The 18,727-nt window shown below is 67.1% G+C and carries 22 protein-coding genes; 6 read left to right on the top strand and 16 right to left on the bottom strand.

The features are described from left to right. Window positions 1-15 precede the first annotated feature (15 nt). The 8 genes from OHA03_RS28405 to OHA03_RS28370 all read right to left on the bottom strand — a co-directional run bounded on the left by OHA03_RS28405 (window position 16) and on the right by OHA03_RS28370 (window position 6,514). Complete coding sequence (locus OHA03_RS28405; RefSeq protein WP_267006572.1) at window positions 16-1,788, bottom strand: mobilization protein; 1,773 nt, start codon at window positions 1,786-1,788, stop codon at window positions 16-18. After that, window positions 1,788-2,453, bottom strand: coding sequence for a hypothetical protein (locus OHA03_RS28400; protein ID WP_267006571.1), 666 nt, complete (start codon window positions 2,451-2,453; stop codon window positions 1,788-1,790). Before OHA03_RS28400 ends, OHA03_RS28405 begins: the two co-directional genes overlap by 1 nt. Then, the gene (locus tag OHA03_RS28395) at window positions 2,450-2,674 is read right to left on the bottom strand and encodes a hypothetical protein (RefSeq protein WP_267006570.1); all 225 of its coding nucleotides are present in this window, start codon (window positions 2,672-2,674) and stop codon (window positions 2,450-2,452) included. The genes OHA03_RS28400 and OHA03_RS28395 overlap by 4 nt, the downstream gene beginning before the upstream one ends. Window positions 2,675-2,776: 102 nt before the next feature. Then, the gene (locus OHA03_RS28390; RefSeq protein WP_267006569.1) at window positions 2,777-3,853 is read right to left on the bottom strand and encodes a DUF2637 domain-containing protein; all 1,077 of its coding nucleotides are present in this window, start codon (window positions 3,851-3,853) and stop codon (window positions 2,777-2,779) included. Next, window positions 3,850-4,416, bottom strand: a complete 567-nt coding sequence (locus tag OHA03_RS28385) for a WhiB family transcriptional regulator (RefSeq protein WP_267006568.1) — start codon at window positions 4,414-4,416, stop codon at window positions 3,850-3,852. Before OHA03_RS28385 ends, OHA03_RS28390 begins: the two co-directional genes overlap by 4 nt. Before the next feature lie 115 nt (window positions 4,417-4,531). Then, window positions 4,532-5,239: an ATP-binding protein gene (locus OHA03_RS28380; protein WP_267006567.1), complete on the bottom strand. Its 708-nt coding sequence runs from the start codon at window positions 5,237-5,239 to the stop codon at window positions 4,532-4,534. Then, the gene (locus OHA03_RS28375; RefSeq protein WP_267006566.1) at window positions 5,239-6,258 is read right to left on the bottom strand and encodes a hypothetical protein; all 1,020 of its coding nucleotides are present in this window, start codon (window positions 6,256-6,258) and stop codon (window positions 5,239-5,241) included. The genes OHA03_RS28380 and OHA03_RS28375 overlap by 1 nt, the downstream gene beginning before the upstream one ends. Before the next feature lies 1 nt (window position 6,259). Next, window positions 6,260-6,514: a hypothetical protein gene (locus OHA03_RS28370; RefSeq protein WP_267006565.1), complete on the bottom strand. Its 255-nt coding sequence runs from the start codon at window positions 6,512-6,514 to the stop codon at window positions 6,260-6,262. 336 nt (window positions 6,515-6,850) lie between these two features. On the opposite strand from OHA03_RS28370, the gene OHA03_RS28365 reads away from it, so the two are divergent. The 4 genes from OHA03_RS28365 to OHA03_RS28350 all read left to right on the top strand — a co-directional run bounded on the left by OHA03_RS28365 (window position 6,851) and on the right by OHA03_RS28350 (window position 10,432). Beyond that, window positions 6,851-7,282, top strand: a complete 432-nt coding sequence (locus OHA03_RS28365) for a helix-turn-helix domain-containing protein (RefSeq protein ID WP_267006564.1) — start codon at window positions 6,851-6,853, stop codon at window positions 7,280-7,282. Window positions 7,283-8,216: 934 nt separating this feature from the next. Continuing rightward, window positions 8,217-8,654 (top strand): hypothetical protein, encoded by a 438-nt coding sequence (locus tag OHA03_RS28360; protein ID WP_267006563.1) that lies wholly within the window; start codon window positions 8,217-8,219, stop codon window positions 8,652-8,654. 9 nt (window positions 8,655-8,663) lie between these two features. Then, window positions 8,664-9,845, top strand: coding sequence for an MAB_1171c family putative transporter (locus OHA03_RS28355; RefSeq protein WP_267006562.1), 1,182 nt, complete (start codon window positions 8,664-8,666; stop codon window positions 9,843-9,845). Beyond that, window positions 9,842-10,432, top strand: a complete 591-nt coding sequence (locus OHA03_RS28350) for a hypothetical protein (protein WP_267006561.1) — start codon at window positions 9,842-9,844, stop codon at window positions 10,430-10,432. Before OHA03_RS28355 ends, OHA03_RS28350 begins: the two co-directional genes overlap by 4 nt. A gap of 399 nt (window positions 10,433-10,831) precedes the next feature. Here OHA03_RS28350 and OHA03_RS28345 read toward each other — a convergent pair whose 3' ends face one another. The 7 genes from OHA03_RS28345 to OHA03_RS28315 form a co-directional block, all read right to left on the bottom strand. Then, window positions 10,832-12,052 (bottom strand): damage-control phosphatase ARMT1 family protein, encoded by a 1,221-nt coding sequence (locus tag OHA03_RS28345; protein WP_267006560.1) that lies wholly within the window; start codon window positions 12,050-12,052, stop codon window positions 10,832-10,834. Window positions 12,053-12,077: 25 nt separating this feature from the next. After that, entirely contained in the window at window positions 12,078-12,272 is a 195-nt protein-coding gene (locus OHA03_RS28340) for a hypothetical protein (protein WP_267006559.1), read from the bottom strand. Between the two features lie 965 nt (window positions 12,273-13,237). Next, complete coding sequence (locus tag OHA03_RS28335) at window positions 13,238-13,825, bottom strand: class IV adenylate cyclase (RefSeq protein WP_267006558.1); 588 nt, start codon at window positions 13,823-13,825, stop codon at window positions 13,238-13,240. Between the two features lie 20 nt (window positions 13,826-13,845). After that, on the bottom strand, window positions 13,846-14,499 hold the full coding sequence (locus OHA03_RS28330) for a bifunctional 2-polyprenyl-6-hydroxyphenol methylase/3-demethylubiquinol 3-O-methyltransferase UbiG (RefSeq protein WP_267006557.1): 654 nt from the start codon (window positions 14,497-14,499) through the stop codon (window positions 13,846-13,848). Next, window positions 14,417-15,058: a hypothetical protein gene (locus tag OHA03_RS28325; RefSeq protein WP_267006556.1), complete on the bottom strand. Its 642-nt coding sequence runs from the start codon at window positions 15,056-15,058 to the stop codon at window positions 14,417-14,419. The genes OHA03_RS28330 and OHA03_RS28325 overlap by 83 nt, the downstream gene beginning before the upstream one ends. Further along, window positions 15,051-15,953 (bottom strand): radical SAM protein, encoded by a 903-nt coding sequence (locus OHA03_RS28320; protein ID WP_267006555.1) that lies wholly within the window; start codon window positions 15,951-15,953, stop codon window positions 15,051-15,053. Before OHA03_RS28320 ends, OHA03_RS28325 begins: the two co-directional genes overlap by 8 nt. Window positions 15,954-16,059: 106 nt before the next feature. Next, a complete protein-coding gene (locus OHA03_RS28315; protein ID WP_267006554.1) occupies window positions 16,060-16,752 on the bottom strand; it encodes a haloacid dehalogenase-like hydrolase in 693 nt (230 codons plus the stop codon). Window positions 16,753-16,849: 97 nt separating this feature from the next. On the opposite strand from OHA03_RS28315, the gene OHA03_RS28310 reads away from it, so the two are divergent. Both OHA03_RS28310 and OHA03_RS28305 read left to right on the top strand, forming a co-directional pair. Next, window positions 16,850-17,623, top strand: a complete 774-nt coding sequence (locus OHA03_RS28310; RefSeq protein ID WP_267006553.1) for an XRE family transcriptional regulator — start codon at window positions 16,850-16,852, stop codon at window positions 17,621-17,623. Then, on the top strand, window positions 17,610-18,077 hold the full coding sequence (locus OHA03_RS28305) for an NUDIX hydrolase (protein ID WP_267006552.1): 468 nt from the start codon (window positions 17,610-17,612) through the stop codon (window positions 18,075-18,077). Before OHA03_RS28310 ends, OHA03_RS28305 begins: the two co-directional genes overlap by 14 nt. Here the strand turns inward: OHA03_RS28305 and OHA03_RS28300 are convergent. Next, a complete protein-coding gene (locus tag OHA03_RS28300) occupies window positions 18,065-18,628 on the bottom strand; it encodes an HD domain-containing protein (protein WP_267006551.1) in 564 nt (187 codons plus the stop codon). The two genes, OHA03_RS28305 and OHA03_RS28300, sit on opposite strands and share 13 nt — an antisense overlap. Window positions 18,629-18,727: the final 99 nt, after the last annotated feature.

Here is an 18,727-nt window from a genome sequence, read left to right as displayed (position 1 = left end):
CCTGCCGGACTCTCGTCAGCGGCGCAGTGGGCGGTTGCGCGGGTCGGAGGCGGTGGGGCGAGCTGCTGCCGTAGGCACTGTCCCGTTGCTGGTGCGGTTGATCGAGGCCTTGGGCTGGCTGGTGCCGGCCTGCGGGCGGCGGGTCGCTTCACCCGGGTGAGCGGGGAGCTGGGCGAGACGGCGCAGCCGCCAGACCAGGACGTCGTTAACGTCCTCGGCGGTGTCGAGTTCGCGCATGTCGATGGCCTGCTGGAGAAGGGCCTTGGGGTCATGGCCTGCTTGCTCGGCCTGGGCAAGCGTGGCGGTCAGGGCATCGGTCTTCGTAGACGAGCTGTCTGCTCGCAGCGCCGCGTCCGGCAGGGCTGCGCGGATGGTGGCCTGGTGGGTGCGGCGTTCAGCTTCGGGCAGGCCGCGACCTTGGTCGCGCAGTGCCTGCATGGGCGTGGCGGCAGACTGGCGGTAGGCGGCTCGCAGATGCTCGGCGGTCTGTCGGGAGGCGTGGGCCTGCTGGGCATGACCACGGGCGGAGTGCCAGCGGGCGGCGGCCACGGCGACGAGGACCAGGGTGGAGAGGAGCATGGCGGTGGTGCCGCCGTCCTCGCCACGGCCGAGGGCGCTGCCGGCCTGGATGATGCCCCGGGCCGCCGAGCGGATCGCCCGGGTGTCGGCGCGCTCCGCTCGGACGTGGCTGCGGGTGGCACGCTCGAAGGCGCGGGCGGCTGCACCCAGCTCGGCGCGGGTGGCGGCCGGGGAGGTCTGGGCGACCGCGTCCAGGAGTTCTCCGACCCCTACGAGTTGAGCTGCGGCTTCGTCGTCGTCGCTGTCGAGCAGGAGGGCGGCGCGCTCGGCGATTCCGGTGGCGCTGCGTCGTTCCCGGGCGGGCGGCGACCAGTCCGGTCGGCCGCTGGTGGCGGCCGAAGGCTTCGTCTGGTTGGCAGTGCCGTTTGCCAGGCGAAGGCGGATCTTCGGCAGGGACAGGTCGGGGGCCAGGGTGGAGCCCGCGAACCAGATCGGCTCGCGGTCGCGGTTGCGGTCGCCGGGGAGTGCGACGTTGTAGCCGATGGCATCGCCGGATGGGGCCTTTCGTATCTTCACGCGCAGACCCGCCTCGCGCAGCCGGGTGAAGAACTCCTCTTCGGTGGCGGCCCCGGCGAGGGCTTGGCGGACGGCTTCGCGGAGCGTCTCGCGTGGAGCCTCGGGGCGCCCGGTGCGCTCGGCCTTGAAGCGTTCGGCGCTGGTGGGTGCCTTCGCTCCAGTGCCGTCGCCGGGTTTGAGTTGGCGCAGGCCCATCTCCTTTTCGATGCGGCGGCATTCGGCCTGGGCCTTCTTGAAGTCGTAGTTCATCCTGGGGCGGCGCAGGTCGCCTCGGACCATGGTGGCCAGGATGTGGATGTGGTCCTGCGCGTGGCGTACCGCTACCCAGCGGCATCCGTCCGGGTCGCCTTCGGGGGCGAGGTTGACGGCTTGGACCAGGCGGCGCGCGACAGTGTTCCACTCGGCGTCGGTCAGGGTCCGGTCGCCGGGGTCGGTGCGGACTGAGCAGTGCCATACGTGCTCGGCCGGTGCCGCGGCGCCAGCCTGCTTGACACGCAGGTCCAACGCGGCAGCGAGCCGGGCGAGGGTGACCTTGGGATCGGGGTTGGGGCTGGTGTCGCGCCCGGGGTCGGGGGCGAAGCCATCCCAACTCCCGACGAGGTGGGCGTCGATGTGTTCGTCGCGTTTGCCGGGGCCGTACAGATAGACGAGCAGGCCGTGGGTTCGCGAGCCGCGTCGAATCTTGGGCACCATCAGTGTCGCTTCTTCACCAGGGCGTCGGCCGTGTCGTCGATGCAGGCCAGGAGTCGGGTCAGGGTCGTTAGCGCGTGGTCGAGTTCGCCGGGGCGGGGCTGCCCTCCGGCGTTGTAGATGTAGGCGATCTGGTTGATGTTGTTGCCGACCCGGGAGAGGGCGGTGCGCAGGGCGACCATCTCGTCGATGGCGGTGTCGAGTTGTTCGTTGGTGTGCAAGGTGGTGGAACCGCGGGCGGCGGCGAGGCAGGCGGCGGCGAGGAATCGGGCGACGGTGACGCCCCGCTGCGCGGCGGCGGCGACGATCTCGGCTTTCTCAGTGTCGGAGAGCCGAGTGGTCGTCTTGCGGGTGCGCTCGCTCGGGTTGCGGCTGCGGCGGCGCGGTTTGCGGTCGGGAAAGGCAGGCGTGCTCGGGCTCAGCTGCTCGCGGTGGTCGTGGCGGTCTGCTTCTCCCCCTGCGACCGGCGCCCCCTGGTGCTGGGAGTCCGGCTGGTCCCCGTGCGCCCTCGCTCGGGGACCAGCCGGACTCCCCCCGCCCTCCTGGGCGGGGGCAAGTGCGTACGACGGACCGTAGGACCGTCGTACGCGACAACTTGCTCCGCCAGGAGCCGTCGTGGGGTCACGCTGCTGTCCGGACGTGGTGCCCACCGGGTCGTTGGCGGTCACCGGCTCGTCTCCGGATTCTGCTGCCGGATTTCGCGGACGAGTTCGTCGATCCAGTCCATGGCCAGAACCGGGTGGTACAGGGTCCAGGGGCGGCTGTGTCGGGCTTGTTGCACGGTCCAGGTGTTGTCGGGACCGGATTCGGCGCGATAGAGGTGGCCACGCTGGTGCAGGACGGTCAGCCAGCAGTCCACCTCGGCCGGTGTGGCGGGGTTCGTACGCATGGCAGTGCTCTCCGGTTCCTTCGGGAGGTCATGGGGCGCGTGTCCAGGGGCCGGTGACCGGCCGAGGTGTCCGGCTGGTCACCCGCCCCATGTGGTGTGCGGTCAGTTTCGGGAGGTGGTGGCCCGCTGTCCGTGCTGCTGGCGGAGCTGGACCATCAGGGCGGTCAGCGTGTCGCTGGACAGCGGGATCTGCTGACCTCGGATCGCCTGGGCGACCACCTTGCGGGTCAGTTTGTCCTCGGCCCTGACCGCTGACCGGGCGATCTCCAGCAGCTCCTCGGTGTCCGGGTCAGGTCGCCGGTCACCGGTTGTCCGGGTGTCCCGGTCAGTGACCGGCGGCGGAGTGACCGGCCGGTCGGTGACCGGCGCGAGGCTGTCCTGGTGGCCGGTGACCGGCTCGGTGCCGGCCGGGCGGTCAGTGACCGGCGGTGCGGTGTCCGACTGTCCGGGCAGGTCAGCGGCCTCGTGCGGCTGACCGTGGTGACCGGTGACCGGGTTGCTGCTGTCCGCCGGGGCACTGTCCCCGGTCAGTGACCGAGGACTCGGGCGCTGCTTGTCCAGGGACAGTCGCGGCCGGTCGGTCAGGGCAGTGACCGGCTGTCCGGCGCTGACCTGACCGGCCTGCGGCTGCTGCTGACCGCCCCGGTCAGTCCGGGTGACCGCGATGCCCTCCGGTCGGTCAGTCTGACCGAGGTGACCGGCCGGGCCGAGGTCGTCACGGTCACTTCGGTCACTGCCTTTGACCGGCCCCCGGGCGATGAGGATGTACAGGTGGACCGCTCCGGCCAGGGCGAGCGGGGCGATGGTGGACAGTACGGCGACCACCGTGTCCCCGAGCCGCAATCCGGTGGCCGAGGCGTTCTCCTCGTTGAGCCTGACCGCGTGAAGCGCGTTGGCCCAGATGCTGGCGGCGGTGGCCGTGGCGAAGAGGGTCCACACGTAGAGCCGGGCGCGCAGGGGTGCGTCGCGGAGCACCAGCAGGGCCCGGATGCCGTAGGCGATGAACCCGTCGATCACCAGGGGGAAAAGGAAGGTCAGGAAACCGCGGACGTGGATGGCGACGGCCATCTGCTGCAGGGCGTCGTACGAGAGAGCGCATCCCGCACCGCCGAGGGCGATGACTGCCGCGCGGTCCCAGCCGGTGATGTGCGCCGCCTTCGGCGCGTTCGCGATGCTCACGCCGCCGTCCCGAAGTCGTCGCGGCCCAGGCGCTCGCCGTCGGTCTCGGAGGGCAGGGTGGTCTTCGTGGTCTGCTCCAGGTCTCGGTTGCGGATGGCGCGGCGGGTCTCGCGGTACAGCTTCTGGGCGTGCTCCTCGCTGATCTTCAGGAGCCAGGCCAGGCGCTGTTCGGTGAGGCCGTGGCGGTAGGCGGCGTGGACGACCGCGCGTCGCTCGGCCCTGGTGAGGTGGACGTCGCGCCCGGCGACGGTGGCGTTGACGCGGCTGTAGTCGAGGCGGTTGGCGAGCTTCTCGTGCAGGGGCTCGCGCTCCTCCTCGGTCATCCCGCCCCGGATGCCGTTGGTGTCGCTGCCTTCGAGGGCGGCGTCCAGGCAGGTGCGGCGGACCGGGCACTGGCCGCAGAGCGACTTCGCGGCGGTGATCTTGGCGGTCTCGTCGGGCTCGGGGAAGAAGATGTCAGGGTCCACCGGGTTGTACTCGGTGCTCTGGCAGACGGCCTGGTCCTGCCAGGTGTGGTCGCCGAGGAGGCGGTGGCGGGCAGGGCTGATCGTCGTGGAGGTCATGCGTGTTGCTCCGATCGCTCTCCGCGCGCAGGGGCGTCGGCGGAGGGGTGCGCTGGGTCGGGAGGTACGTGGGCGGCGCGCTGGGGTCACGGCCCGGCGTGGCAGCCTGAGGTGATTAGGCGGCGGTGCGGTGGCGTCTGCGGTCGACCGGCTCGAACTCGACCCGAGTGGTCATCTGCGCGAGCCGGGAGGTGACGCGGTCGCCGAGGTAGGCCCGGAGGTCCTTGATCGCCAGGTTGGTGGTGACCAGAGTCGGGAGCATGTGGTTGTACCGGCGGTTGATCAGCCGGTACGTCACCTCCTCGACCCACTCGGACGCCTTGGCCGCACCGAGGTCGTCAATGATCAGCAGGGGACAGCGGCTGACGGCCGTAAGCTCCCGCTCGCTGTCGACGCCGGGCCGGGGGCGCAGGTCGGCATACAGATCGGCGGCGGTGGTCGCGCGCCACCGCACGCCGACGCCGGCCTGCACGAGTCGTCGGACCGCGCCGTACGCCTGGTGGGTCTTTCCGGCGCCGACCACTCCGGCCATCAGCAGGCTCGGGCCGGTGGTGACCTGCCGCCGGGCTCCCGGGCTGGGGGCGACGGCCTGCTGGGCGACGTCCCGGGCCCAGGACAGGACCTGCGGGTGGTCGGCGACCGCGCCCTGGTAGCGCGGGGGCATCCCGGCCGACAGGGCATCCAGCGGGGAGAAGGACTCGGACTCGTCGGCCGGCGCCGCGGCGGCGTCCGCGTCGATGTTGCGGGCAGCCAGGATGCGGGCCATCCGATCCAGGGTGCCTTCGCTGCCGAGGGTCCGCGGTTCGCGGGTGCGAGTGCGCATCACAGCTCCTCGGCGTAGGCGGCGGCAGCGTCGACCGGGTTGGTCCACGCCTGGTGAGCGGGCACGTTAGGTCGGATCCCCGGCCGCACCAAGCCGGCGGAACGTGCATTCATGGCCTCGTTGACCATGCTGGTCAGCACGCTCGGGTGCTTGGGGTTGACGGCGAAGTTCCGCAGCCCGGCCCGGATGTGCTCCGGGGCGATACCTTCGGCCAGGAGCTTCTTGGCGATCCGCCCGAGGTGCCCGATCACATCGCTGGGCGGGCGCTCGTCGCAGGCAGCGATGTACTCGCCCACGAGCTGGTTGGCCGAGACGAGGGCTGCGGGCGCTGTGTGCCCCGTAGGGATAAGAGATCCAGGATCCAAGATCCTAGATCCAGGCGCCGAGCCCTCGCCGAGGTTTCGGGGAAGGTTCGGAGAGTCCTCCGCGAATATGCTTTGACCTGCAATTTTCGCGTCCGCGTGGCTAGGGGTGCCGGCCATGCCGTCGAGAGCGTCCTGCTGGGCGGTCGGAGCCCCGCTTGCGTGGCCGGGAGGCATCGCGACGGACTGCGCGGGCAGATCGAGGGCTCGGGGAGCGTTCGGCGAAGCCTCGGCGAGCCCTCGGGTAGGGGTGGGCGACCCCTCGGTTCGCTGAGCGCAGGTCCCCTTGCAGGCGCCGCACCGGTCCGCCGCGTGGTGCTGCGAACAGGAGGGCAGCCGGGACTGGCTGGGCTTGTCGATCTTCTGGTGCTGCGACCAGGTCACGATGTGGAGATAGCGGCGACCGTCGCAGCCGGTGTACCGGCAGACCAGCCCCGCATTGGCGAGCTGCTGGAGGTCGTCCTCGACATGAACCGAGGTGTGCTCGGCCCGCAGAGGCCAGAGCAGCCCCGCGATGATCGCCGCGTTGTCACGATGGCGTCCGTGGTCGTCGGCCTGCGTGAGCAGTCCGAAGAAGGTCCGCTCGGCCTCGACACTCACCTCGGCGAGCGACTCGGAGACGAACGCCTCCGGCTTGATGGTTCGTATCCGCGCCATGTCAGCGGCCCCCACCGGCGGCGATCAGGTCGCCACGGGTGAGGGGCGCGTCGGCGAGGTCGAAGGTGTACGACCGGTTCCAGTCCGTTTCCGGCCGTCCCTCCTGAAGCCGGCGGACTGCGGCTCCAGCGGTCGCCCGGCCCAGCTCCAACGTCTCCCCGGCCTCGTCATCGACGATGGCGTGGGACACCAGGCGCCACTCGCGATCCGCGACGTCCGGCGGGGCACTCGCCCACTCCTCTGCGGACAGCAGCATGCAATACTCCCTTGCTTGGACGGTGAGTGGCCGTTCTCGTGCAAAAGCCCGGCCGCTCTCCGATGTATGAATCCGCCCCTCTCGGGGCTTACGGCGCCTGGGAGTTACCAGCTCCTGGGCGCCGTTTCTCGTCTCTGTCTGCTGGGACGCAGAGCTTGCGGGTGACCCACCCGTCTCGCCTGCCCCTGCCCACCACCTCGTTTCCATGAGTCGATGACCGTGCGACGACACTAGACCAGCAAATATGATCACCGTCAACCAGAGAAAATGGCGACCCTGGGGTATCGTTCTCATCAGTCACACCGAACGAACGAATCACCGAACAGGGCAGGAGGCATGGTGAGCGACGGAACCCCCGAGGGGAAGCGCACCCTCGCCAGCAAGCTCGACTACCTGTTCGAGACGGTGCGCCCTCGCGGCCGAACCGCTTACACGCACGAAGAGGTCGCGACCGAGATCGCCAAACGGGGAGGTCCCACCGTCTCCGCCAGCTACATCTGGAGCTTGCGGACCGGCAAGAAGGACAACCCGACCATGCGCCACCTGGAAGCCCTCGCGGACTTCTTCGGCGTACCCCCCTCATACTTCTTCTCCGCTGAGGACTCGGAACGCGTCGAGTCCGAACTGGCACTCCTCACCGCATTCCGCGACGCCGAGGTTCGGGGCGTCGCCCTGAGATCCTCCGGGCTCTCATCGGAGACCCTTCAAACGATCCGCGGCTTCGTAGAGAGGGCGCGCGCCCTGGAGGGGCTCAGCGACGAGGACTGAGCAGCATGCCGCATCCCGGCAAGCGCGCTCGATATCTCACGTGCGGTTAGAGCAGTTGGCGGCCTCGCACGTAGGCACTCGAGGATCCGCTCGTGGATCGCGGGACTCGACGGAACCCTGCCCGGGACCCAAGAAGCCTGGACGCCGCCACCTCAACGCCGATGGTCACCCGTGCAGGGGCGCGCCCGCAACGCCCGCCGCGAAACGACAGGGGCACCAACGAGCGCCGGCCGCAGGCCATGAGAGGCGACGGCGCGCGGATCGCCGTGGCTCGGCGACCGGGTACCCGATAGCGATGGCTGATTTCGTCATGCACGTCCGCGGCCATGATTCCCTCCAGCTCGTTCGGCAATAACGCCGACCGCCACCTCGCCACAAGGCGCAAGGCACAAGCGGGTTCAAAAGAGGGCCCCTTGAGATCAGGCAGGAACGAAAGGGCGGAAGCGAATCCCCAGGAGTTGCCATCCGACCCACTCACCGCTGGGCGTTCACCTATCCCATCTCCCCGTAGAGCAAATAGACACCCCTGCCAGGACGAAGAACCTTCAGGGAAGCCGAGGGAATGACCCACTTGAATCCAGGGTGACGTTCGTCACCAATTCAATGCGCAACCCTCGTTCGCCCACAACGACTGCCCCTTGTAGACGTTTGATCCAATTTGACCACATGATTAATTGACCAACAGTCACTTGATCATGAAACTGATTGCAGATTCATCTAGTTTCGCGATTGAGTGCACCTTGCATCCGTTAACGTTGTGAGTGCGGGGGACGCACCATTTATTGCACCGACTCATGCTGAGTACGGGCCACAAGAAACCTGCGGAGGCGCCTTGTCTTTGCGTAGTCGTCGTGAATCCGTCGGCCGCGCACCCCGAAGCCGGGAGCGCTGCGAGGATCTGGTTCGGTCCCTCGACATCCAGGCCCCCTTCGACGTGGAGGCCCTGTGCAGGAGCATCGCCGAACAGCGCGGACGTCCTCTCTATCTGCACAGCACACCTGGCGTCACCGGTACAGACATTCCGTGCGGCGCCTGGCTTGCAACAGAAAAGGCCGACCACATCTTTCACGAACAGTCGACCAGCCCACTGCACCGGACGCACATCATCCTGCACGAGTTGGGCCACATGCTTCTGGGACACCAGTCCGCTCTGGACGACACCGGAACGGGGATCAGCGCAGCCCTGTTCCCGGACCTGTCGCCGGCCATGGTGACCAGCCTTATGAAGCGGGCCAGTTACAACACCGAAGATGAGCGAAGTGCCGAATACCTGGCAGGACTCATCGCCTCCAAGGCAGACGTGGCCACGAAGAAGAACCGCGACCGAGAGTCCGTCCTCCAGAGGCTCGACGACGCCCTGAGCGATACCTGAGAAACTCCCATGATCTTCCTCGTTCCGGCGGTCCTCCTATGGGCTGTCGCCCTGTGGCGAGCGCCCGCCGCCATGCGCGACAAGCGTAAGCGTCCGCTGTGTAGTGCGTTCATCGCTCTCGCAGTCGCCATGACGATCAAACCGGTGGCCGTGGCTTCCGCACTCGACGAAGCGCTCGGCGTTCACAACATCGCGATTCTCTGCAAGCATCTGGCCGGCATTCTGGCCGCCCATTCGGTCCTCACGTTCGTTCACGACATGGCCGACGAACGTAGCCCCGAACTGGTCGGCTCCAGACAACACATCGCCATTCCCGTGACGGCCGCCGTCGGCCTCACCGTGCTGTTCCTCTCAGCTCCGCAACCGCAGGAGGCAGAGGACATTCTGACCGAGTACGCCACGGACTGGCGTATCGCGCTCTACGGCCTCATCTGGTCCGCGTTCCTGGCGGCAGCTCTGCTCAGTGCCACACGCCTCTGCCGACAGTGGGGACGCCACCCTGACGCAGGTTTGCTGGGGCGTGGACTGCGGCTGACCGGCTTGGGCACAACGATCGGCATGGTCTACGCCGCACACCGCGTACTCGCCCTCGTCCTTCGGTTCTTCGGAGTGGACGTACTCGCCCCCGAGGCAGACAGCACGATCAGCAACGCTCTCCTCTTCGGCGCGTTGCTGTTCATCATCGCCGGGAGCACTTTGCCCGTCGGGCGCCGTCTGGGCGCCTGGTACCCCACGCATCGCGATCTCGTGCTGTTGCGGCCTCTCTGGTTCGACCTCACCAGCGTGACGCCCACAGTTCGCTACGAAGCTCCACGAGGCCGCATCCCCGAAGCTCTCGATGTCCGGCGTAGCCGAGATCGGCTCTATCGCCGGGGAATCGAGATCCGCGATGCGGTACTCACGCTCGGGTCCCACGCACCCACGAGTCTCCGTGAAGAAGCCCACGCGTACGTCGCACGGCAGGGGCTCATCGGCGCCCAGGCGGCGGTCACCGCAGAAGCCTGCTGGGTGCTCACCACGCGACTCAGCCACACCGCAGGCGATCATTCCACCCCCGGATGTGTCGTCCCACCCGCCAGCGGCGGGCCAGACCTTTACACCGAAATCCAGGCTCTGAAGCAGCTGTCCACGGCCTACCGGTCCGACCTCGTGCGCGGCTTCGCCCTATCCAACCGTCAGGACTTCCGATGAGCACTCCCCATCCGCCCGTGCGCCTGGCCCGCGTGATAACCGACGCCCTGGCCCCGGCCTATCTCGTGATGGGCATTTTGCTCGTTGTCGGTTGGCACAGCACCAATGACTGGGCGGGGCTCGGCTGGGGCCTCCTGGCGGCACTCTTCTGTGGTGGCATCCCCTTCGCCGTCATCCTGCTCGGCGTCAAGCTTGGTCACTGGACCGACAAGCACGTGAAGGTGCGGAGCCAGCGTGCAATTCCCCTGAGTGCCACGATGGCCTCGGTCCTCCTGGGTATCTCCCTGCTCGTGGTGTTCGACGCTCCCCGCGAGGTCTTCGCTCTCGTCACGGCGATGCTCGTGGGCCTTGCCGCGACCATGGCAGTCACGGTCTGGTGGAAGGTCTCCGTACACACCGCCGTCGCAGGCGGTGTCGTAGTCATCCTCATCCAGGTCTACGGTCTCGTTCTGTGTCCCTTGGTGCTTGCTGTGGCCGCCATCGGCTGGTCGCGCGTTGCTCTACGCGACCACACGACGGCCCAGACGATCGCGGGCGCCGCCCTGGGGGCGGCAGCGGCGGCAGTCACGTTCGGGCTCCTTCGGTGAGGCCGCCCGGCTACTCGGCCCGCCCTCACAAGTCCTCGGCGCGGCTCCGTGAGCAGCTGATTCGCGCGGCACGCTGAGGCAGCTATTCGATGGCTCGCGCGAGATCCTCTGGTGTATCGACCGCCCTGCCGTTGCCCGTAACGGAGAGCATCAGGGCTGTGCAGCCGTGTCCGACGAAAGCAGCGTTCCGCTCCCTCGGCACGTTCTCTACGCATCGGCACGCGCCTGGCTGGTGGACGCGATCAAGGCAGTAGCTCCAGAGCATCCCTGGCGGCGGCAACTCCTGATGGTCTGACCACGCAGGCAATGGCAGAAGCAGCAGCGCGAAGCAGCCGAGCTAACGTGGCCGACCATTCCAGGTATGAGACCTGATACGCGGGAGCTCACTCCGCCCCAGTTCTACGGTCGCACCTGAATCAGCGCGTGAGTTCCGCTCGTACGCCAGGAAGCCCTGGACCGTTCGAGGGCGTCCAGCGTTCCCTTATCCAGGCCGACGATGACCTCGGACTTCAGGGTCCGGAGCGCCGCGACGGCCCCCGGGAAGTAGGCAGTGAGATCGGTGAAGGGTACCGTGGCGTCCCACAACTGGTCGCCCACCAGGCGACGGTAGTTGAGGTCGCCCTTCAGGATGGTGAGCGTGGCGCTCTCGAACTCGCCGCGAAGATCCTCGGGCATCCCCTCGTACGGCAGCGGAGCGCAGAAGAACGGGTGGGTACGGACCTCCAGGCTTCCTGCCGCCATGACCTTCCACAGTCGGCCGCCGATCCGGCTGGCTTCGCCGGGCGCCTCGATGAGGCGACGGAGGCAGTCGACGACGTCAGCCGTCATCGCATCGGAGACGTAGTAGGGGTAGGGCTTGACGTGAAGCACGACCCGTTCGGCGTGCCGCTGTTCGAGGAGGTGGTCGATGAGGATCAGATCCGGGATGAGCTCTCGTCCCGCGTTGTCCGCCACCACGGCGACGGTGGAGGACGCTCCGGCGGGCAGGAGCTGCCACAGCACGGCGCTGTCGTCGGAGACCAGCGTGGAGGCAGCGAGGTCACCAATCGCCGGCTCCTCCGCCGAGACGCGGAAGCCGAGGTCCGCGCGGTTGCCCCAGAGCGAGGCGTGGAGCAGGACCGTGGCCCGCTCGTCGGCCGGCGCGCTCGCGAGCGCGTCCAGGGCCCGCAGCTCCTCCTCCACAGCCTCGCCGCGCAGTTCGGCCTGCTTGAACGGCGCGAACGGATCAACTCCCTGCCATGGGCCGGTGCCGAAGTACTCGATGGCGGTGAGCAGCCTGCGGTAGAAGTAGCTCTCCGCCCAAAGGAACGGGGCGTCGTACCACGAGCGCCCGAAGTGCTCCTGCCCCCAGTCCGCCCAGCGCACGTGGTCGTGTTCCGCGGGGGCAAGCGGTTCGACGACGCCGTTGGTGATCTCGTCCAGCAGGGCGTCGAGGGCCTCGTGCTGTCGGCGGCCGTACGGGAAGGCGTCTCGTACCTGCTGGATGAGGGCAGGGTGTCGTTTGGCCAGCACACCCCAGGCAAACGAGCCGGGCTCGTTACTCAGGATGACCGGAGCACCAACTGGGGCGGTGTCGCGAACTGCCTCTTCGCCCGAAGCGCGGGAGGTCTTCTCTGCCATGGTGTCCAAGCCCTTCGCATTTCACTCACGTGTCCATGATCCCCAGGGCCATGACGCCAGCGGCACTGCCTACCAGCACCTCGTCCGTCGTGGGTTCGAAGGTCGCGCAGTGCAGTGAGGCATCCACCCGGACCTTGGCGATCTGCTGCTGCTCGCCGAGCGACCACACGCGTACCGTCCCGTCCGCCGCGGCCGACACGAGGCGGCCATCGTCGCTCATGAGCCGGTTCCCACCCCGACCGCCACGCGGTTGCCCGGACTGTCCACGGCAATGGCGCGGGCCCAGCCGCTGGGGCTGCTGAACCGGCTCCTGAACTCCCCGGTGGGTGCTTGCCACACGCGTACCGAGCCGTCACCACCGCAGGCTGCCAGGAGGTCTCCGATGTCGTCCAAGGAGAGCGACCGCAGCCGACCGGGGTGCAAATGGTGGAGGGAGCAAGGCGTTGGGTGTTTCGCTACCGTTGAGGAACCTCGCGACCTTGTCGAGGTTCCTCAGTCGGCGGGTTCCCGCTTCGAGCATGGACAGGCAACCCCGGCTGAGCCCCGTCATCTGTGCCATGTCGTCCTGGCGGAGACTTGCCCGCTCGCAGATGAGACGGCTCGCCCGCCCGAAGTCCCATGCGGCGATGGCGGATCGGCGCCGCGACCTAATTGGAGGGCTCGATGGCCCGACATCCGATGAGCAGTTCGCAGCCCCAGCTCCCCGACAGCCCCCGGTCTCTGGAAGAAGCTCGGTCACTATCACGACGTCATCGTGGAGATGTGCGACGTACTCCGGCAAACGCACGGTGACGGGGCCCTCTGCCTGTGGAGAGGAGTCCCGCTCCAGGGGTTGAGTAGGGGTCACCCGTCACCGTGCACTGCTATTAAGTCCTGAGCATTGCTCTGCGCCGACCGAGCCGGCTCATCGTGGGGAAGGACGGATTGCCAGGCCGGGTCCTGAGATTCCCGGATGCAGGGGCCGCAGGCGTACATAGCGGACTGGGCACCTGCCACGCTCACGGGGCCGACTACAGAACACGTGTCCATTTCTGGCCGCAGTAGGGCCAGGGGTATCCGTCAACCCACCTGTTGCCGTCGTCGGTGTTTGCCTCTGCTGGTAGGCCACCTCGGGCGAATTCGACGATCCCAGGTATCAAGCGAGGCGTTACGGCCAGTTCAACATGCACAGCTCGGCCTTCAAGTTCACTCGTCTTGGGCAACTACCCGGACCTGCCCCTTCTTGTGGGCGTCGGCAAAGAGGAGGGTGGGCTCGGTCAGGATGTCGCGGCCGGATTCACTTTTGTAGATCTCGTCGACGCTGCCGAAACGGGCTTCCGCGTAGTCAAGGTCGAGCAGATCGGCTGCTTGTCGGACCGAGGCCTCGTCGGGTCCTTCGATCTCGACGAACGTGGGGAGGTCCGGCCAGGTATCGAAGTCGAAGGCGACCTCGCCCAGGCGCCATTCCTCGCGGTAGTTCTCCTGGTAGCGGACCTCGCGCAAGCCGAGGTGGCGGAGGATCTCGGCCATGGCGTGCAAGTCCGTAACTTCGGTCTCGATCTCGGTGGTGCCGTCGATGGTGGTGGCATCGGTGACCTGCTTCAGCGTGAGCGTGGACCGCGTTCCCTCATCCCTCAGACGAATCCAGGCACCACCTTCAAGGGCGTCGTTCTCAAAGATTTTGCGGGTGAGGAGGGTGCGCGGGAACGCCTGGGTGGCGCCGAGGGCAGTCAGCTTGGCCTGGAGGGCGGCGATGTCGACGGCGAGGAACTTCGCCTCATATTCGTGCTTCATGTGTCCTTCTTCCTGTGGCTTTAGGAGGGGGTGGATGCACGGGCGGCAAGGAGTAGGCCCATGCGGTGGGTATGGTCCTGCAGTTGCCCGACGTGGGCCCGCTCGGTGAACTCGTTTGTCCGCAGGGTAAGCAGGACGTCCCAATCGCCGATGAAGTAGCGCCGTAGCCTCTCGGGTGACGTGTAGTGCTCAAGCGTGTGATGGCGCTGCTCGATGGGCATCATGAACTCCGCGCCGAACAAGCCGCCAGGCCGGACCGAGCGCTGCATGTGGTTGACGAACTCACCCAGTGGTCGATGGTGGTTGGCACTGTAATGCCATGAGCAGCTCGTCCAGACTGCGTCGCAGGGTGTGCGCAAGGGCTCGGATGCGAGGAAGTCCTCCTCTACGACCTGCACGCGGTTGTTGAGCCCTTCGAGCTCCAGTCGCTCGATCAGGCCCATCGCATGGCCGGTTCTATCACCCGGAAGTTGGGTCTCGCCGCCGTGAAGGGCGATTGGATCGCGTTCGATGGCGACGACGCGGTAGCCGGCGGAGGCCAGCGGCAGGACAAACTTGCCGTCGCTCGCGCCGATGACCGTAACCGTGGAGTCAGGAGTGGCGTGCTCCCTCAGTGTGGCGAGGAACTGTGGGAAGAAGGTTAGGGTGTGCTCCCACATGCTCTGTGTCTGCACGATCGTGCGCTCCTTGCATGTCGGTGGCGAGGATCGCCTGGAGGACCTCGCTGGGGCTGAAGTTCGTGGTGTCCACGCGGTGCATCGGGAACGGGGCGTAGGCGTTGATGACGCGGTCGGTAGCGGTCTCGGCCCTGGCGTCCCACCGGGAGACGGGCTTGTCCCGCTCGGCGAGGCGACGTCGACGCTCGTCCTCCGCGCAGACCAGGTGGTAGGTGACGGGGTGCGGTAGGTCGGGCGGCAGCGTGATGCCGAGGCCGGAGCCGAGAGCGCGATGGTTGGCCAGGCAGCGGGCGAAGTAGCTCTCCACGACGACCGGGATGCCGGCGGACAGGTAGCGCCGTATCTCGTCGGCTGCGGTGAACAGGGCGGAGAGGTAGAAGCACATCCGGGCATCGACGTTCTCCCGCTTGTCCACCTCGCGCCGCAGCGGCTGGTAGGAGGGCGGCACGGTCGGGACCAGGACGGCCTCGCGTGCCGCTGCCAGCATGGGCGCGATGGTCGACTTGCCCGTGCCGCGGAGTCCCTCGAGACTCTCGAACAGCGGGTGGTCAGACACGTCCGTACACCACGTCCGGTACCGCGAGGGTGAGTTCGTCAGTGGCGGATGGCCGGTGGGCGATGTGGTCAGTGAGCTTGTCGTACCAGAAGGCGTGGGAGTCCTTGCCGACGGCCTTGCAGGACATGGTGAGTGCGCCGCGCGGATCGGCCTCGATCCGTTCGATCTGCGTCGGGTCACCCGAAGGAGCACAGATCTCCGGGGCGCCATGTTCCGACAAGTCCTCGTCCACGATCACTTCGATGGTCAGCTCGGCGTTCTGGAGCCGGTCACGAAGGCGGATGTATCCAGCGGAATCGGTGACCAGGAGTTCCGGGTGATCCGCTGCGTTGCCGACCGGTCGGAGGCAGTGGAGTTTCAACTGCTCGGCCCCGTAGTGCTGCAGGGTACGGGCCAGCGGGAGTACCTCGTCGATGTTGCGGGAGGTGACCGTCATGGTCGCTCCGGTGCGGACGCCGAGTCCCCGGGCGATGTCGAGTGCGCTCAGAGCGCTCTGGTAGCTCCCGAACTTGCGGATGTGGTCGTTGGTTGAGCCGATGCCCTCCAGCGATACCCGCAGCAGGTCCAGGTGGGGGGCGATCTCGGTGAGCCGGCGTTCGATCCGATAGCCGTTGGTGCAGATCTCGACCTGCATGCCCAGTTCCTGCTTGGCGTACCGGACGACCTGGGTGAGGTCTTTGTAGACGAACGGCTCGCCGCCCAGCAGGGTAACAGCCTCGGTGCCGTACTGCTCACGCATGATCGTGAGCAGGTTGGTCGCCTCGTCCGCAGTGAAGGCATCGGCGTGCTGCAGCCTCTTGCCGTGGAAGCAGTGCAGACACTCGAAGTTGCAGCGGTACAACAGTTGCAGATACAGCATCCGGATCCTGCGGATCCCGGTGACTTCCCTGATCACGTGAATCTCCTTCGGCAGTTGCCTGGTGGGAGACCTGATGCTGGCGGAACGAGTACGGACCGCATCACCGCGTATCCGGACGCTCCCGGGACGTCCTGGGACGTTTTCAGTGCGCCGCGAAGGTCTCCAGGATCCCGAGAACACGCGCGGTGTCCGTCAGGTCCGGTAGCACTACCTGCGCACCGGCAGCGGCCAATTCGTCAGCACGATGAACGCCAGAAGCGACCGCAATGATCCGAGAACTCGTAGTGAGCGCAGCCTCGACATCCCTCGGGGTATCTCCGACCAGCACGACAGGCACGTCATCCCGCACACCTCGGAGGCGTTGGGCGCGCTCCCGGGCAACAGCGACCAAGCCCGGACGCTGGACGGCGTCAGCCCCATAAGCGCCAACAGACAGATCGAGTAGGGGGTCAAGGCCGAAGGCCGATACTTTCACGCGGGCGTTGGCCGCGATATTGCCGGTGAGAACTGAGGACACCCAGCCCTCGTGTACCGAGGCCGCCTTCAAGACGTCACGCACGCCCGGCAGGGCCGTCCCGCGCACGCTGAGATCGTGGAGGCGTTCCTCCCCGGCACTGGCAAGAGCAGCCTCGACAGCATCCCAGTCCGGCTCGGACAGACCGTTCCGCTGGAACATGTCGCGCATGATCAGGCGATCCGTACGGCCCTCCGTCCGCGCGGGTACGGTCGGAGCGGTTCCCACCAGCGCCACGAAGGCGGCGGCGTAGATCTCCTTGCTTACCCCTGAGTTTTCGATGAGGGTGTGGTCGATGTCCCACAGGACGATGAGCTCCATACCACCAGCGTAAATACCCCGGTCGAAGCTTCAACGTCCGGAGGAAAGTCCCATACCGTCCTTGCCGCTCCTGGTCACCTCGGCTTGTATGGCGTCTGTGAACGAGCGACTGCACTCCGTACTTGCCCAGCGCGGCGTCTCGCCAGAGTTACTCGCTGAAGTCTGCGAGGTAGACCCCAAGACCGTCGGTCGCTGGCTCGGCGGGCGCGTTCCCCACCCGCGCCACCGATTCCGCGCTGCCCAGCACTTACGGGTGGAGGAACTGTTCCTCTGGCCGGCCCCAGCGCCAAGTTCCGGACCACCCAGTGCCGGGTCAGGCTTGGAGCTCATCGGGACGTATCAGAACCGGGCCAGTGTTCCCCGTGACATGTGGCTCTCGCTGCTGAAGGGAGCCCAGGAGCAGATCAGCGTCCTCGTCTTCTCTGGCACCTTCTTCGCGCAGTCCAACCCCCACGTCGCCACAATGCTCGCCGAGCGCGCGTCAGACGGCGTTCAAGTACGGCTTTGCTTCGGCGACTCGAACGGACAGGCAGCGGCCATCCGCGGCCACGAAGAAGGCATCGGCGACACACTCGCCGCCAAGATCCGCGCATCCCTGACCTACTACCGGCCACTACTGTCCGAGGCAGGCTGCGAAGTCAGGCTGCACGACACGACGCTGTACACCTCCCTGTTCCGCTACGACGACGACCTGCTGGTCAACCCACATGTCTGGGGCCAGCCGGCCAGCGCCAACCCCCTGCTGCATCTCAAGAGGGTTGACGCTGCAGGATGGTTCGACAACTACGCTCAGAGTTTCGAAGCTGTCTGGGCCACCGCACGGCCCTGGACGCCAGACCAGGAAGGGCCCCCGTCACATGGGCAGGACTGAGTACTACAACGATCCCAAGGCCCCCAAGGCGAACACGCTCATCCCCGCCAACAACCTGCTCGTCGTCGACGGCGACGGCGCCATCTTGCTTCAGCGCCGCCGAGACACAGGCCAATGGGCTCTGCCTGGCGGTGCCCAGGACATTGGCGAGACGGCGGCGCAGTGCGCGGTGCGCGAATGCCTGGAAGAGACCGGCATCATCGCCGAGATCACCGGCTTCCTCGGTGTCTACACGAACCCCAACCACATCGTCGCCTACACAGACGGCGAAATCCGCCAGCAGTACGAGAACACCTACATCGGCCGTCCAGTGGGCGGCGCGCCCACCATCAATGATGAGGCGGACGGCGTCCGCTACGTCCAGCCGTCCGACCTGGATCAGTACGACATCCACCCCAGCATGCGCCAGCAGATCGGCGACTATCTCGCCGGCACCTACCCCTACCTGGGCTGAGCCGCCAACGCCGAGGCCACCCGCCCCACAGCAGCAAAAATGTCCGGCGTTGCCCGACGGATGAACCGCCCCACCAGATTGTCCTCGCCGTAGCGGGCGGTGATCTCCGCCAGCCGAGCCTCGGCAGAAGTGCTCTCGCCATCGGGCGCGGTCGTCATATCGCAGTAAACCAGGGCGTCCACAAGCAACTGGTCGTCGAGCAGGGGGAACTCGGCCTCCAGCACATCCCGCAGCCCCCGCTCCTCAGCTTCCAGCAACGCAAACGAATGGTTCGCCACCAAACGAACCAGCCGTTCATCCGCAGCATGGACATCACGAAGAAACCGAGCGCCGTCCAGCGGATGAAAACCGGTCACGGCCAGCCGCGGAGCGTAGCCCACATCATGCAGCACAGCCGCAGAGGCCAGCAGCCCCGCGTCGTCGCCCAAGACCCCCGCCACTTCAGTCGCGCGCTGCGCAACCCCTTGCGAGTGAGCCCATCGACGAGGAAGCGGCTCACGCAACTCCGCCTCGGCCACCAGGTACGCCCACTTCACCATTGCTCCGTTCATGGGTTGGTACTTGCCCAGGAACAGCCCGGCACAGTCTGAGCCATGCAGACCAGCGCGTCATCCCCGGGCCCTGACCCCGGATTTTGTTTGTTTGACACT

Origin of the sequence: Streptomyces sp. NBC_00154 (assembly GCF_026342835.1) — a bacterium.
In the GTDB taxonomy this organism is placed as follows: domain Bacteria; phylum Actinomycetota; class Actinomycetes; order Streptomycetales; family Streptomycetaceae; genus Streptomyces.
The sequence above is the reverse complement of the archived record's forward strand: the minus strand, read 5'-3'. Positions and strand labels throughout refer to the sequence as shown.

Coding starts and splice junctions, on each gene's coding strand:
- OHA03_RS28405 (WP_267006572.1), bottom strand. CDS start 1,788: ATGGTGCCCAAGATTCGACGCGGCTCGCGAACCCACGGCCTGCTCGTC.
- OHA03_RS28395 (WP_267006570.1), bottom strand. CDS start 2,674: ATGCGTACGAACCCCGCCACACCGGCCGAGGTGGACTGCTGGCTGACC.
- OHA03_RS28385 (WP_267006568.1), bottom strand. CDS start 4,416: ATGACCTCCACGACGATCAGCCCTGCCCGCCACCGCCTCCTCGGCGAC.
- OHA03_RS28380 (WP_267006567.1), bottom strand. CDS start 5,239: ATGCGCACTCGCACCCGCGAACCGCGGACCCTCGGCAGCGAAGGCACC.
- OHA03_RS28375 (WP_267006566.1), bottom strand. CDS start 6,258: ATGGCGCGGATACGAACCATCAAGCCGGAGGCGTTCGTCTCCGAGTCG.
- OHA03_RS28370 (WP_267006565.1), bottom strand. CDS start 6,514: ATGCTGCTGTCCGCAGAGGAGTGGGCGAGTGCCCCGCCGGACGTCGCG.
- OHA03_RS28365 (WP_267006564.1), top strand. CDS start 6,851: ATGGTGAGCGACGGAACCCCCGAGGGGAAGCGCACCCTCGCCAGCAAG.
- OHA03_RS28355 (WP_267006562.1), top strand. CDS start 8,664: ATGATCTTCCTCGTTCCGGCGGTCCTCCTATGGGCTGTCGCCCTGTGG.
- OHA03_RS28350 (WP_267006561.1), top strand. CDS start 9,842: ATGAGCACTCCCCATCCGCCCGTGCGCCTGGCCCGCGTGATAACCGAC.
- OHA03_RS28345 (WP_267006560.1), bottom strand. CDS start 12,052: ATGGCAGAGAAGACCTCCCGCGCTTCGGGCGAAGAGGCAGTTCGCGAC.
- OHA03_RS28340 (WP_267006559.1), bottom strand. CDS start 12,272: ATGAGCGACGATGGCCGCCTCGTGTCGGCCGCGGCGGACGGGACGGTA.
- OHA03_RS28335 (WP_267006558.1), bottom strand. CDS start 13,825: ATGAAGCACGAATATGAGGCGAAGTTCCTCGCCGTCGACATCGCCGCC.
- OHA03_RS28315 (WP_267006554.1), bottom strand. CDS start 16,752: ATGGAGCTCATCGTCCTGTGGGACATCGACCACACCCTCATCGAAAAC.
- OHA03_RS28305 (WP_267006552.1), top strand. CDS start 17,610: ATGGGCAGGACTGAGTACTACAACGATCCCAAGGCCCCCAAGGCGAAC.
- OHA03_RS28300 (WP_267006551.1), bottom strand. CDS start 18,628: ATGAACGGAGCAATGGTGAAGTGGGCGTACCTGGTGGCCGAGGCGGAG.